General features: G+C 42.3%; 11 protein-coding genes and 1 other annotated feature. Of the genes, 3 read left to right on the top strand and 8 right to left on the bottom strand.

Annotation, left to right across the window (positions count from 1 at the left end; translation table 11 throughout):
* Window positions 1-59: 59 nt before the first annotated feature.
* The 5 genes from TY16_RS24015 to TY16_RS23995 are packed head-to-tail and all read right to left on the bottom strand — an operon-like array spanning window position 60 to window position 6164.
* Complete coding sequence (locus TY16_RS24015; protein ID WP_043934229.1) at window positions 60-1274, bottom strand: type II secretion system F family protein; 1215 nt, start codon at window positions 1272-1274, stop codon at window positions 60-62.
* Window positions 1261-2313 carry a type IV pilus twitching motility protein PilT gene (locus TY16_RS24010; protein ID WP_043934228.1) on the bottom strand — a complete coding sequence of 351 codons (1053 nt, stop codon included), beginning with the start codon at window positions 2311-2313 and terminating at the stop codon, window positions 1261-1263. Before TY16_RS24010 ends, TY16_RS24015 begins: the two co-directional genes overlap by 14 nt.
* A gap of 9 nt (window positions 2314-2322) precedes the next feature.
* Entirely contained in the window at window positions 2323-3984 is a 1662-nt protein-coding gene (locus TY16_RS24005) for a GspE/PulE family protein (RefSeq protein ID WP_043934227.1), read from the bottom strand.
* A gap of 20 nt (window positions 3985-4004) precedes the next feature.
* Window positions 4005-5402, bottom strand: a complete 1398-nt coding sequence (locus TY16_RS24000) for a G5 domain-containing protein (protein WP_043934226.1) — start codon at window positions 5400-5402, stop codon at window positions 4005-4007.
* 42 nt (window positions 5403-5444) lie between these two features.
* Window positions 5445-6164, bottom strand: a complete 720-nt coding sequence (locus tag TY16_RS23995) for a hypothetical protein (protein WP_043934225.1) — start codon at window positions 6162-6164, stop codon at window positions 5445-5447.
* 144 nt (window positions 6165-6308) lie between these two features.
* Between TY16_RS23995 and TY16_RS23990 the strand changes: the two genes are divergently transcribed.
* From TY16_RS23990 to TY16_RS23980, 3 genes are read left to right on the top strand one after another with little or no spacing between them, the layout of a single operon-like run.
* Window positions 6309-6764, top strand: a complete 456-nt coding sequence (locus tag TY16_RS23990; protein ID WP_043934224.1) for a PulJ/GspJ family protein — start codon at window positions 6309-6311, stop codon at window positions 6762-6764.
* 3 nt (window positions 6765-6767) lie between these two features.
* Window positions 6768-7223 (top strand): PilW family protein, encoded by a 456-nt coding sequence (locus tag TY16_RS23985; RefSeq protein ID WP_043934223.1) that lies wholly within the window; start codon window positions 6768-6770, stop codon window positions 7221-7223.
* 11 nt (window positions 7224-7234) lie between these two features.
* Window positions 7235-8152, top strand: a complete 918-nt coding sequence (locus TY16_RS23980) for a hypothetical protein (RefSeq protein WP_043934222.1) — start codon at window positions 7235-7237, stop codon at window positions 8150-8152.
* A gap of 55 nt (window positions 8153-8207) precedes the next feature.
* On the opposite strand, the gene TY16_RS23975 is transcribed toward TY16_RS23980, so the two are convergent.
* The 3 genes from TY16_RS23975 to TY16_RS23965 form a co-directional block, all read right to left on the bottom strand.
* On the bottom strand, window positions 8208-9926 hold the full coding sequence (locus TY16_RS23975) for a sensor domain-containing diguanylate cyclase (RefSeq protein ID WP_081773093.1): 1719 nt from the start codon (window positions 9924-9926) through the stop codon (window positions 8208-8210).
* 83 nt (window positions 9927-10009) lie between these two features.
* A complete protein-coding gene (locus TY16_RS23970; RefSeq protein WP_043934221.1) occupies window positions 10010-11314 on the bottom strand; it encodes a bifunctional folylpolyglutamate synthase/dihydrofolate synthase in 1305 nt (434 codons plus the stop codon).
* Between the two features lie 79 nt (window positions 11315-11393).
* Window positions 11394-14036 (bottom strand): valine--tRNA ligase, encoded by a 2643-nt coding sequence (locus TY16_RS23965; protein WP_043934220.1) that lies wholly within the window; start codon window positions 14034-14036, stop codon window positions 11394-11396.
* Between the two features lie 327 nt (window positions 14037-14363).
* Window positions 14364-14597: a binding site (T-box leader), on the bottom strand.
* Window positions 14598-14735 lie beyond the last annotated feature (138 nt).

The raw sequence follows: 14735 nt of genomic DNA, 5'->3' as shown, positions 1-14735 counted from the left end.
CTCATTATACAACAGATTAATTAAGTAAAAAATGGATTTTTGTAAATATATCACTATTTTTAGTAGTTCTTGTCAAATTGATTAAACATCTCGAACATTGGAACCATAATGCTCAAAACAATGGTTCCTACTAACCCTGCCAGTACCACAATCATTAGTGGCTCTATCAGCGACTTCAAGCGGTCTGTCCCTGTATCTACTTCTTTTTCGTAGAATTCTGCCACTTTGTCCAGCATTGCATCAAGGGAACCGGTTTGTTCCCCTATCGATATCATTTGCGTGACGAGAGGTGGAAAGGCCCAGTGCTCATCCATAGGAATTGTCATCGATTGCCCTTTTTCTAAAGAATCCCGTGACTTTTTTACTACCCTTGCAATGACTTCATTTTCAACTACATTCTCAACTATGGACATCGCCTGCAAAATCGGAACTGAACTGGAAAATAACGAACTTAATGTTCTTGTTAATCTTGCCAAAGCTGCTTTTTGCAGAAGCTTCCCGAAGATTGGCATTCTCAGTAACGCATAGTCAAGATAATACTTCGTGTCCTTGTTCCTCTTCATAACAAGTAACGCCCCGCTAACAAATACACCAAGCAATAAAAGGAGCCACCAAAATTGTTGAACAAAATCGCTTGCCGAAAGGACAAACTTTGTAATTCCCGGCAATTCCGCATTCATCCCATCAAACATGTCTACGAAGGTTGGGACGACTGATACGAGGAGAAAAATGACAACCCCAACCGCTATAAAGCCGATGACAGCAGGATATGACAAAGCGGAAACTATTTTCTGCTTAGTATGATGCTGTTTCTCAAAATGCTGGGCTAATCTTTCAAGCGTCCCGTCAAGGTTACCACTCGCTTCTCCAGCCCGGAGCATATTTACAAACATCGGGGTGAATATCTTCTTATGCTTCGTTAATGCCTGCGAAAGCGGGTGTCCTTCCCGCAATTCCGATTCAATCGAAAGCAGTGCTTTTCTTAGCGGTTTGCTTTCAGTTTGCTGAGAAAGAATGGCTGTCGCATCAACCACTGTTACCCCTGCTTTTAACAATGTTGCAAACTGGCGAATATAAATAACAAAATGCTCTAGCTTTACAGGATTCCCAATTGTAATATCCTTTGTCAGAAGTGTTTCTGGGACTTCGCTTATATCAACAACCCGGACCCCATCTTCCTTTAATTTAAGAAGTGCTTCGCGTTTTGAAACAGCATTGATAACACCCTGCCTTGAGCCGCGCCTGTCACGGCCCTCATATTTAAACCTGGCCATTGAAAATCAACTCCTGCAAGTAAGGCTCTGCGACATCCTTGAGGATAGTCCCCCGGTCAATCAATTCTTTAATAGAAGAATCGAGAGTATGCATCCCGAGGGCACGTGAAGTTTGCATAATACTCGCTATTTGGTGAATCTTTTCATTGCGAATCAAGTTGGCAATCGCCGGGTTGTTAACCATGATTTCAGTTGCGGCCCTCCGCCCTGTCCTATCTGCAGTAGGAAAAAGCCGTTGAGAAATAATTCCGACAAGTACTGAAGCAAGCTGTATCCGTATTTGTGGCTGCTGGTTGGGTGGAAATACATCGATAATCCTGTTGATTGTTGCCGGTGCACTTGATGTGTGCAGTGTCCCGAGGACAAGATGACCTGTTTCCGCTGCTGTGATCGCTGTCTGGATTGTTTCAAGGTCGCGCATTTCTCCTACCAGGATGACATCAGGATCCTGCCGGAGCGCCGCGCGAAGCCCATTGGCAAAATTGCCGGTATCGAAGCCAACTTCCCGTTGATCTATAATGCAATTTCCATGCTTATGCAAATACTCAATCGGATCTTCAAGGGTAATAATGTGATTCCGCATTGTCATGTTCATGTAATGAATCATCGAAGCAAGAGTTGTTGACTTCCCGCTGCCGGTTGGACCAGTTACAAGCACGAGGCCCTGCGGCTTTTCCATCAACTTTTTCAACGTATCGGGCATTCCCAATTTTTCAATGGTTGGTATTTTAGATGGCACCGTCCGTAAGGCTATGGCTATACAATTTCGCTGATGGTACGTATTTACCCTAAACCGGGAAACACCTGGTACACTATAGGAAAAATCAAGCTCCCCTTTTTCCTTAAAAATTTGCCACATTGTCTCCGGAATAATTGCCTTAGCCATGCTTTCTGTATCAGCCGGTTTAAGTGGCTCTTTGCCATACCTCTTCAAGTCGCCATTGATTCTTAAAATTGGCGGAACACCTACTGTCAAATGAACATCTGATGCCTTGTGTTCAGAGGCGGCTCTAAGAATCTGGTCTATTTGGTCCTTCATGTTGATCTCCTACTCCAGGATCGCCACTCTAAGTACTTCCTCAGTTGTTGTCAATCCTTGTTTTATTTTTAGCAGGCCATCATCTATTAGAAAAATTGTTTTATTTTTTATGGCAATTTCCTTGAGGCGCTGGATTGATTCCCCGTCCATTATCAGGCGTTTCATGTCGTCATTAATTGGAAGAACCTCGTGCAGTGCAATACGCCCCTTATAGCCGGTCATATTACAGGATGAGCACCCTATTCCACGCGGAACCTTTTCAATTCTGATCCCGCGTTTCGTGAAAATCTCAAGTTCCCGTTTCGACGGTTCGACCATCTCCGCACAATCTCGGCAAACCTTCCTTACAAGGCGCTGTGCTACTATCCCGCTCAATGATGCAGCAACCATGAAGGGCTCTACACCCATATCAATCAGCCTTGAAACCGTACCTAACGCATCATTCGTATGAAGGGTGCTTAGAACAAGATGTCCTGTCAAGGAAGCACGGACAGCAATATCGGCTGTTTCTTTATCCCTGATTTCCCCAACCATTATAATGTTTGGGTCTTGGCGAAGAATAGAGCGCAAACCGGCTGCAAATGTCATCCCGACATTCTGGTTTACCTGGATTTGATTAATTCCTTCAAGCTGGTACTCGACCGGATCCTCAACTGTAATTATATTAACGGCTTCACTGTTCAGCTTGTTTAGAGCAGCATATAGTGTTGAAGATTTACCCGACCCGGTCGGCCCGGTTATTAATACAATCCCAGTAGGCCGCTCTATCATCTCGATGAATCGTTTGTGATTAAGCTGATTGAAACCAAGCTTGGCCAAATCATTCAAGGCGCTTCCCATATCAAGAAGCCGGAGGACAATTTTCTCCCCATAAACAGTTGGAAGCGTGGAAACCCGTAAATCAATAGGATGAAAATCAATATTCAGCTTTATCCGCCCATCCTGAGGGATCCGGTATTCAGTAATATCGAGATTGGACATAATCTTGATTCTTGCAGCAAGAATGTTTTGCATGTTTTTTGGGAGAGTTCTCTCCACCCGTAATACTCCATCTATCCGGTAACGAATCACTACTTTTGTTTCATGCGGGTCGATATGGATATCACTGGCTCGTTGAACAGCGGCATTGATTAGAATCTGGTTTACAAGCCTGACGATTGGTGAATCAAGGTCAGTAACATCATCACTGGCGGTTCCATCCCTGGTCGGAAGCTCGCCAAGAAGTTCTTCAAGACCTTCATCCGTATTGTAATATTTATTGATAGACCGAAGAATGTCATCCTTCGTGGCAATAGCTGTTTCAATATGAAAACCAGTCATTAACCTAAGATCATCAATGGCTAAAAAGTCCATCGGGTCCGACATTGCGATAAAGAGTTTGTCCCCATCTTTTTTAAGAGGTATGATTAAATGCCTTCTTGCTAGCTCCTTTGGAACAAGACTAAAGAGATTTTTATCAAATGGATAGTTAAAAAGGCTGATATGGGGAATACCCAACTGGAACTCCAGCACTTCAATTAGCTGATGTTCAGTAATATATCCACGCTGCACCAATGCTTCTCCAAGCCTTTGTTTCGGTGCTTTATCCTTTAAAGCAGCCTGAAGTTGTTCTTCTGAAATAATTCCTGCTTCGGTAAGCAGATCTCCGAGTCGTTTTCGTGCTTGTCTCATTCAACATCCCTGCTTATTGTTTATTTAGGTTGCTCGTTTGGCTTGCCCCAAAGACCGCCATCATCGCCACTTTCACTAGGCTCCTCAATCGGAGTATCACCATCATCAACTTCAACTGGCAATGTTGATGGGTCAGAGACAGCAGGATCACTTGCCCCTTCTGAAGGTGGAGGCGTAACTGTAACGGGATTCCCTTCAACCGGGTTTGTTCCAGGAGCTGGATCTGTCGTCCCATCAGGCTTTGGGCTAACGGGATTTGTCTGAACTGCAGTCAGCGCCCTAATCTCTACCCTAGGTACAGGAGGATAATAATCCTCGGAGATTGCAACTGTGTCAATCAGTGTTCCATTGCTGTACACTTCTCGGTAAATGGTAATGATTTTTCCTTCTTTACCTTCTTCTTCAATCGTTACCTGGCCAGTTGTTAAAAGAGGACTGTTTTGAATAATCGTTTTTGGCTTAAATGCCTCTTTTCCTTCTGAAACAGCCTTATATTCAAAAAGGAATGGCGTTCCAGTTATGGTTGCATTAAGCCTGTCTCCAGCAAATTCAAAATCCAATTTGAATTCAGTCTCATTTGGGTTATAAAAAGAGAAATCAATTCCCCGCTCCGGCTCAACTCGTGCTTCCGAACCGAGATCGCTATATTCCGGGAGTTCTTTACTAATATTTCGTTCAATTAGGTCAAAATTAGTTCCGAGCACCGCTATGTACACTGCAGATGCCATCATACTGAGCGCGTTGGGTGAAAGGCTCTCCAACTTCTCATTTTCTATATAACGAAGGAATGAAAATTCTGAACCTGCTTGAATTGTAATTCCTTGAAAAGCTTCAACAGCCATTTCGAGTTCGTGGGAAACCTCTTTGACGTTTACAGTACCTGTAGAAATGACTTCAGTTTTCTGAATTTCTCCAACAATAAATTCAGCAAGCTTTATAACCACTTCCCCAGACTGTAAAGACGATGCCGGTTCTACAAGTTTTGCATGAAGGTCATTAAGGTTGATTTCCTTGCCTATAAGCTGGGGAGAAATCATAGTAATCCATTCTAGAATTACCGATTCGTCTACACTGGCAATCAGTGCATTTTGCCGGCCATTGACTAGTGATGTAACGGTTCCTTCAAAATCAAAAGAGAACTGTTCTTTATCCAACTCTATCATTTTTTCTTTGTAAACTAATTTATACTCAGTATTTGCCTGCCACTCTGCCAGGCCAGCCTTTAGCAAATCTAATGCTTCTTTTGGGGATTTCCCTTCAAGGTTAATTGTTCCAACTGCAGTTCCCGGCAGGTATCCTTCGCCACCAGCGAAAAGTGAACCGAAGGCTTTAGCTCCATAATTGGAAAACCCAAATACATAAGCAGAACAAAGGAACATGACGATAAAAAGTTTTACAAATTGCTGGTTTTTTTTCAAAGGAAAAAACCCCTTCCTATTGGGTACCCAAGTATTTCACTATTATGTTTCAGCCTGCTTTATTCCAGCGGCAACCTCAAGTACAGCGGATAAGTATTCCTCTTCGACTTCTATCATAGATCCCTGCACTTCTTTAGATTGATTCGGATCAACAATATCGAATTCCAGCATCGGGAGGGTTTCATCAACAGAACCTGGTTTTTCCTCAGAGATGATAACAGATGGTTCTACCGGAGAAGCTTCCGTACTTATATCGAACCCAATATCATCAAGAAAGGAGACTTCAACCTCATTATCCATGCTCGAAACAGCAATTTCTGATAGGTAAGAAATTTGATAGAGGTCATTTTCATCTATTGATATTTGCAAATCTTCTCCCACCTGAGGAATCTTAGCAGCGATTAAGACATCCTCCCTCTTATCCTTAAAAACTACCTCGTCTAGTTCAGGCAAACGGTGATGGTCATCAGTAGTTTCTTTTTGTATCTGTGGATTCCATCCTTCCACTTGTACTTTTTTAGTATAAAGAAAGTCTCCTAGCTTTCCATTCATGACATAAGCAATTAATCCAGAAAACAAAAACAGCAAAAGGGCCATTTGCCATAGTTCAAATATCCCGTCTCCAAGAGCGGTTACAATGGCCAAAAACGAGGCAATTAGTGCAGTAACAACCTTTCCTTTCGCCGTTAATCCGAGCGGGAGCAGGTATAAAATGGGGATGAGCAATACGAGCGACCCTATACCAAAAACAAATACTTCCATAAAAATCCCCTTTTCCCCTAAAATATACTGCTAGATTTTTCAAATGTTTGCAAAATACCACTGAAATATATAAAATATGACATTTTCCACTTCCAGATTATTGTATAATAAACTTACTAATTAAAAAAGAGGGTGAAGGCCAGAGTGAACAAAAATTCCTTAAATCAAGAGGGATTTACGTTATTAGAAGTTCTCTTATCAATTGTCCTATTAACGATAATAATGACTTCCTTCCTGGGCTTTTTTACCCAGTCGGCGATCTTTAATAAAAAAAATGAGCAAAAGCTAGATACGATGCAGACAGCACAAAGAATTGTAAATATGATTGAAATTAATATAGAGAAACAAGATTTAATTGTTTTAAATTTAATTGATGCCAATGGAATCGTTTTAAATAAACCAAAGTCTTTAACTAAATTGGAGCTTGAACAATATTTAGGTGAACCAATAGCTAGCGACTATACTATTAGTGCTTTGATGGATAATAGTTCGTTTACCATTAATAGTACTACCGAGAATCTAATCATGTTTAAGGTTATTGTTCAAAATCCAGCTGATAGTAATGATAAATCGGAAACATATACTTATATTCGAAGGTGAGCCATGAAAAATGATAGAGGGGTAACCTTAATTGAACTGTTAGCAGCTTTATCACTAATTCTAGTGGTATCCGGATTATTATATGGGGTTTTAATTGGTACAAATAAAAACTATGACACCATCTCCGAAAAAGGAAATCTAAATCGGGAAGCGAACTTAATCTTAGCAACTATAAACAATTACCATCATAAACAAGAACTGCACACTGTTGAAGCTGATAAGTCTGAAACATATGTACTAAAATATGATCCATTACTCAAAAAGGGATTCATTGGAAAGTCATCTGCCACTCTCGTTCCATTACAGCCTGACACGATGACTGTATATGTGGAAATTGATGGTGCAAGCTTTTCTGGAGAAAAGAAGATCAACACCGCTGATCCGCTTTATATTTACTTAAAGGTAGAAAATCATCAAAATCAAACCTACGAAATTGAAACTATTATTAAACAATATTAAGGGGGAAATGTATGAAAAGTGAAAGAGGCTATGCCTTGTTAATAGTTATGATAATAGCTACCTTAACAATGATCTTTGCTCTTTCTCTAAGTGGTTTGGCATTATCAACTAGAGCCCAGCTAAATAAAACAGATAACATTAACAAAGCTACGGACTTAGCAGAAATGGGAGTAACATATTATCAAAAAGTTGTAGAAAAACACGTTAATACTGCTAAAAGCACAGCAGCAACTAAAACTCAGCAAAACTTTTCTGGAAAAACACCTACTCAACAACAACGTGATGATTATTTGGATCAAATCTTCAAAAGTGAATTAACAACCCTCTTACAAACAAATAATGCTCAAGTAAATGTTGATACACCCAATAATAATTTTCAAATAACATTTAAATCCCTTACTCCAAATCCTGAAAAACTAAATGAGTTGATAATAAAGTTTGAAAGTATGGGAGAAACGAACAATGAAAAATTGCCTTTAACGGGGTTCTTTACTATTAAGAAAAGTACAACAAAAAGCAGAGTCGGTGAACTAACTCCTGTCCCTTCTCATTACAAAATTATTGAGAACTATCCAGTAGAACTCTTAAATAAACCACCGAAATTTAAAACAAATAACAACTCTACTTACTTTAAAGGAAAAGTAACAATCCAAGGGAATCGGATATTAACAGTAAATGGAGAGGCATATTTTAAAGACTTGGAACTCCAGGGTTCTGCAGCCATACAAATTAATGGAGATGCAATTTTCGAAAAAGAAATAACGGTAATTGGAAACGCCTATAAAATATGTATCACTGGAAAAACATACTTGCTGGATTCAACAAAGGCTAAGCTTATTTCCTATCCTATCCCTAGAAATACTTGTGCAAAGCCAGACACAAGCGAATGGTTTTTTAATCCAAATGAAGGAATAAAAGTAACATACTGAAAAAGGCTAAAGGCGGACAAAATCCGCTTTAGCCTTTTTGCTTTATAAAAGCCCTTTATTTCACATACGCCGCAACCCTATTCCTGCCAGCCCTCTTTGCCCCAACATAAAGGGCACGGTCGGCATGCCGGAGAAGTGCCAGTGCATCATCTGCGTCATTAGGGGCAGATGCAATCCCAAACGATGCAGTGATCTTTATTGAAAGCTTCTCGCCCTCGATGTTTTCTGTCAGGATAAACGGCCAGCTTGCAATTGACTGTCGGATAAGTTCTGCTAGATTGTACGCCTCCTTGGTAGTTGCCTCTGGCAGGAGTATGACAAATTCCTCCCCGCCATAGCGAGCGACAGTTCCGGCTTCCCCAACAATCCTTTCGATTCGGGACGCTAATTCCCTTAATACTTCATTTCCGCTTTGGTGTCCATATGTATCATTAACCGATTTAAAATGATCTATGTCCAAAATAATCAAAGCTAAACGTTCACGACTGTGCTGTAAAAGCAGATTAAATTCCCTGTTAAGTACCCTTTCAAAATACCGATAGTTATGAAGCCTGGTAAGGGAACAACGCTCACTTTCCTCTTTGGCCTGTTCATAATGGCGGGCATTTTCGACAGCTATGGCATAGTGCGAGCAAAGGATATCGACAATTATAAGGAGCGACTTTTCATAGGCGCGCTTTCGTCTTGATGCTAACACAAGGATGCCCATTGTTTTGCCATTTTTCATCATGGGCACTCCAAGTATGCTTTCCGCGTCATCCGGAACATGGGAACTAACAATATGGGACCATTCCTTTTTAGTTCCAAAAAGGACCGGCTTTCCTGTTCCCCAAACGGTGCCGCTGATTCCCTGATTTTTCTTCATTGCAAATTGGCGATTCGGAAGGACAGTCCCATTCTCGATTCTTCTTACCATCACAAGCTGGTCATTTTCCTGAACTTCGATGACAAATGCATAATCAATCGGGAGCATGCCTGAAAGCTTTTGTAAGAAAAGGTCGGTTACTTCATTTACCTTGCTTTGCTCGGCAAGCTGGTGGCCAATTTCAGCGGCCTTCTGAAGGTATTCGTTGATAACTTGTGTTCTGGAAAAAGCCCTCAGGAGCAGCGCGACGCTAGCAAATGGACCGCCCATTAGTATTAGCGCAGACGATTCCATATCTAAATGAAGCTTATAAAGCACAAATCCAAGCGGGAATGTAATCATCGTGGTTATCGATTCCCAGACGAAATCTTTACCAAAATAAGACTCCTTGGATTTATATACAACTCTTTGGAAAAACATAATAATCAGTTGGTGAAGTACATAATAAAAGAATGCATATGCCAGAGCTATCCAAATTGGATTTCCGCCATCATCAAAGTTTGGTTCGATTTTTCCTCCCATACTAACGTAAACGAGACCGCTGCACAGTGATACTATAAAAAACATTAACGAGTTAAGGGGCAGTCTGAATAGGCCTTCTTTTGGAAGCTTAAGTTTTAAAAGAAGAACAAGTACGGAAACCTGTACTGTTATCATCTCAACGAAAAGGCCATAGCGAAGAAAAACAGCGATGGATACCCATTGGATTAAGAAGACGGGTGTACCATTAATGATCATCGGCATAGAGGCAACTATGGAAGCAAGTGCAAGAAATCCGATAATATCAAGTATGTTTATATCGGCCTGAGGTGGAAAAAAAGTGTATGTAAGTACAAGACCGGGAGGAACGAGCAACAGCCATAACAAGAATATAGCTTTTTTAACCTTTGAATTTACGCTCAATTCCATCCCCCCCTTTTTAACAAATAATCACAATTTTTTAAAATCATTTTATCAAACTTTAAGAAGCTTGTCACAATAATAAGTTTGAATTACAAAATATATTTTCCTAAATATTGGCGAATCTCAGATATAAAATAAAGCGAACCAGTAATGACCAGTACATCATTACCATGAAGTTTTTGCTTTTCATGAAAAATTACACTCTTCCAATCATCTACTGCCGAGTTAGTAGATTTGGTTCCTATTTTAAATAGTTCATTCGCAGTTGCCGCACGCGGGAAGTCAAATGATACAAAAGTAAGGGTTGATGAGACCTCTTCCAGCTGGGCAATCATACTGTCGAGCGGCTTATCTTTCAGCGCAGCAAAGACAATACGGATTTGTTCCTTTCTGAAACGGGATGACAGCTCCTCGACAAGTGCTTGAACTCCTTCGGTATTATGGGCACCGTCAAGGATAATGAACGGATTCTCTGAGACAATCTCCAGCCTCCCCGGCCAAAAGGCATCCTTCAAGCCTTGCCTGATTGCCTGCTCGTTTGCCTTTACCATACCCTGTTCATTTAAATATCCGACAGCAGTTACAGCGAGTGCGGTGTTGGCAGTTTGATGCTCACCAATCATAGTAATTTCCAGGTCATCTAGCTTTCCAAATGGACTTGAGACTGTGAACCGTTCACCACGCTTTGCCCTGCCATGGCCACTAATCATAATCTCATTACCAAGTCTAAATAAGCTGGAGTCCTTGGTTTCAGCTTGTTCTTCCAAGACCTTAAGGGCATCCGATTGAAGGGTTCCTGTAATAGTAGGAATGCCCTCTTTAATAATTCCAGCTTTTTCAAAAGCTATTTCCTCGTATGTATTTCCAAGAATCGCAACATGGTCCAGGCCAATATTTGTAATAATTGAAACCATTGGTTTCAGGATATTTGTCGAATCGAACCTGCCTCCAAGCCCGACTTCAAAAATGGCAAGATCAATTCCCTCGGTCTCGCCAAAATAGACAAATGCCATTGCCGTGATGATTTCAAATTCGGTCGGCCCGCCAAGTTCTGATTGGTCAAGCTCATCAGCCAGCGGCTTAATCCTGTTTGCCAGTTGGAGGATTATTTCGTCCGATACCGGCTGTCCATTAACGCTAATCCGCTCGTTAAAGGTCTCAATGTATGGTGATGTAAAGGTGCCGACAGTATATCCCGCTGCCTCGTAAATCGACCGGAGAAACGTAACAGTTGAGCCTTTTCCATTCGTACCGCCGACATGGATTGATTTCACCTTATTCTCTGGATTGCCTAGCCTTTCCATCATCCATTCCATTCTTGATAGGCCTGGTTTCATGCCCAGCCTCAGTCTCCCATGGACCCATTCGAGTGCTTCATTATAGGTTTGAAACATAGTAATGCCTCCATTTGCAAACATACCGAAGACGAATTCCGCTACGGAATCCGTCTTCAGATTGTCTATTTAAGTCTTATTACCCGCGAAGCTCCTTGATCCGAGCTTCTACGATTGCCCTCTTCTCGGAGTAATCAGCTTCTTTGGCGCGCTCTTCTTCAATCACGTGAGCAGGAGCTTTTTTAACAAAGCCTTCGTTGCCAAGCTTCTTCTGAACACGTTCAACTTCTTTATCAAGACGGGCCTTTTCTTTTTCAAGACGGGCGATTTCTTCCTCGATGTTGATCAGTCCTTCAAGCGGGAGGATGATTTCAACACCGGTAATTACCGCTGTCATTGCCTTGTCAGGAGTTGCGAGCTCGGTGCCAATCTGCAGCTCTTCAGGATTACAAAAACGCTCAATGTAGGCGCGGTTCTTGTCAACCATAGCCAGATAGCTGTCGTCCTTCGCTTTAACAAGCATTTTGATTTTTTTGCTTAAAGGTGTGTTCACTTCGGCCCTGATGTTGCGGACCGAGCGGATGATTTCAACGAGCAGCTTCATTTCTTCAGCCGCGGCTTCATCTGTCAGTTCAGGGTTTGCCTTTGGCCATTCGGCAGTCGTAATTGACTCGCCATTGTGCGGCAGGTGCTGCCAAATTTCTTCTGTGATGAACGGCATGAAAGGATGCATCAGCCTCATTGTGTTATCAAGAACGTATGCCAAAATTGAGCGGGTTGTCTTCTTGGCAGCCTCGTCTTCCCCATAAAGAGGAAGCTTTGCCATTTCAATATACCAGTCACAGAAATCATCCCAGATGAAGTTGTACAGCGCACGGCCGACTTCACCAAATTCATAGCGCTCTGACAGGCGGGTAACAGTTTCAATTGTTTCATTCAGCCTAGTCAGAATCCACTTATCGGCAGTCGATTTTTCACCGCTGAAGTCAATCTCAGCGTAAGTCAGCTCTGCCATGTTCATCAATGCAAAGCGCGACGCATTCCAAATCTTATTCGCAAAGTTCCAGGTTGCCTCAACCTTTTCCGTGCTGTAGCGAAGGTCCTGGCCAGGCGAGCTTCCGGTTGAAAGGAAGTAACGGAGTGAATCGGCACCATACTGGGCGATTACATCCATCGGGTCAACACCGTTTCCAAGCGATTTACTCATCTTGCGGCCTTCCGCATCGCGAACGAGACCGTGGATAAGAACATCCTTGAATGGGCGCTCTCCGGTGAATTCAAGGCTTTGGAAAATCATCCTTGATACCCAGAAGCCAATGATGTCATAGCCGGTAACAAGCACATCGGTTGGGAAGTAACGCTTGTAGTCCGCCGCTTCCGTATCAGGCCAGCCCATTGTCGAGAATGGCCATAGAGCTGAGCTGAACCATGTATCAAGAACGTCCTTGTCCTGTGTCCAGTTTTCTGAATCTGCTGGTGGATTTTCACCAACATAGAGCTCACCAGTTTCATTATGGTACCAAGCAGGAATTCGGTGGCCCCACCAAAGCTGACGTGAAATACACCAGTCACGGGTATTCTCCATCCAGCGCAAATAGTTATTTTCAAAGCGGTCAGGAACAAAGTTTACTTTGTTTTCCTTTTGCTGAAGTGCGATGGCTTCGTCAGCTAGCGGCTGCATTTTAACGAACCATTGTGTTGACAGGTAAGGCTCGACAACAGCATCGCTCCGCTCGGAATGGCCTACCGAGTGAAGGTGATCTTCAATTTTGAACAATACACCCTGCTCTTGAAGGTCTTTGACAATCTGCTTGCGGCATTCGAAGCGGTCCATGCCCTGATATTTACCTGCGCGTGCATTCATCGATCCGTCTTCGTTCATAACAAGGATACGCTCAAGGTTATGCCTGTTGCCAATTTCAAAGTCGTTCGGGTCGTGTGCCGGCGTAATTTTAACAGCACCTGAGCCAAATTCCATATCAACATAATCATCACCGACAATTGGAATCTCCCGGCCAGTGATTGGCAGGATAACCGTTTTGCCGATGAGATGCTTGTAGCGGTCATCTTCAGGGTGAACAGCTACCGCAGTATCGCCAAGCATTGTCTCCGGACGAGTCGTCGCGATTTCAATGTGGCCGGAGCCATCAGCCAAAGGATACCTCATATGATAAAACGCGCCCTGGACATCCTTGTGGATAACTTCAATATCTGAAAGGGCAGTTTTTGTAGCGGGGTCCCAGTTAATAATATATTCACCGCGGTAAATTAGGCCTTTTTCATAAAGAGCAACGAATACTTTTTTAACAGCATCGGAAAGCCCTTCATCAAGAGTGAACCGCTCACGGCTGTAATCAAGGCCAAGCCCAAGCTTTGCCCATTGCTCGCGGATGTGGCCGGCGTACTCTTCCTTCCATCTCCACGTTTCTTCAACAAACTTCTCACGGCCAAGGTCATAGCGTGATTTCCCTTCGCTGCGAAGTTTTTGCTCAACCTTTGCCTGCGTCGCAATTCCGGCATGGTCCATTCCAGGAAGCCATAGTGTATCATAGCCCTGCATCCTCTTCATCCTGGTGATGATATCCTGAAGGGTTGTATCCCATGCATGACCAAGGTGAAGCTTACCGGTAACGTTTGGCGGCGGAATAACCACTGTGTATGGCTTCTTGGTTTCATCATCCTTCGCCTCGAAAAACTTGCCCTTCACCCACCACTCGTAACGACCTTGCTCAATTGATTGCGGATCGTACTTCGTCGGCATGCTAATTTCATTTTGATCCATTTTGATTCCTCCTTATAAAAAGCTGATTAAAAATAGCTCTGATGGTGATTCCACTCTGTTTGAAAAATAAAGGGAGAAATTACCTTTAAATCGGTAAATATTCATATTTCCCTATTAATAAGGGGAGTTTTTCCGCTTATTTAATTAAAACGCAGGGATTTTGCCTTCTTTTGAGAGGTTAAGGGAAATATCTCCCCTTATTTCTGCTTCTTAGGATCCCCCTGCATACAATAGCGGTAAATTCTCCCTCTAATAAATTCTCCACCTCTACGTTAATCAAAAATGAATACAAACAGAGCCAAAATAAAAAACTCCACTCATCCCTAATAAAAGGACGAATGGAGTTCGCTCGCGGTACCACCTTTTTTCCGGCATAAAAAAGAGCCGGCTCTCATGTTTTTAACGGAGTTGATCCGTCTTCCACTACTGGGCACTAGCCGTTGGCGGAAGAAGCTCGAGGGTGACCTTTCCAATGGGCAGCCTGGGAAACCTTTCAGCTGGTAAGTCTCCCTCTCTGGAAAGCATGCGGGTCATTGTACTTTTCCCTGTCTTTGCTTTTAGTTATTAATTTATTTTATATCATATCCAAAAAACCTAGCTTACGTCAATCAGGATGGCCAATTTTTTTAAATTGCATGCGTTTTTTGCGAAAATGGGCATTCACCTATCAAGCTTTCTCATCATACACTTTATAAAGTG

It is taken from the genome of Bacillus sp. EB01 (assembly GCF_000613125.1).
GTDB lineage: Bacteria > Bacillota > Bacilli > Bacillales > Cytobacillaceae > Bacillus_D.
The sequence above is the reverse complement of the archived record's forward strand: the minus strand, read 5'-3'. Positions and strand labels throughout refer to the sequence as shown.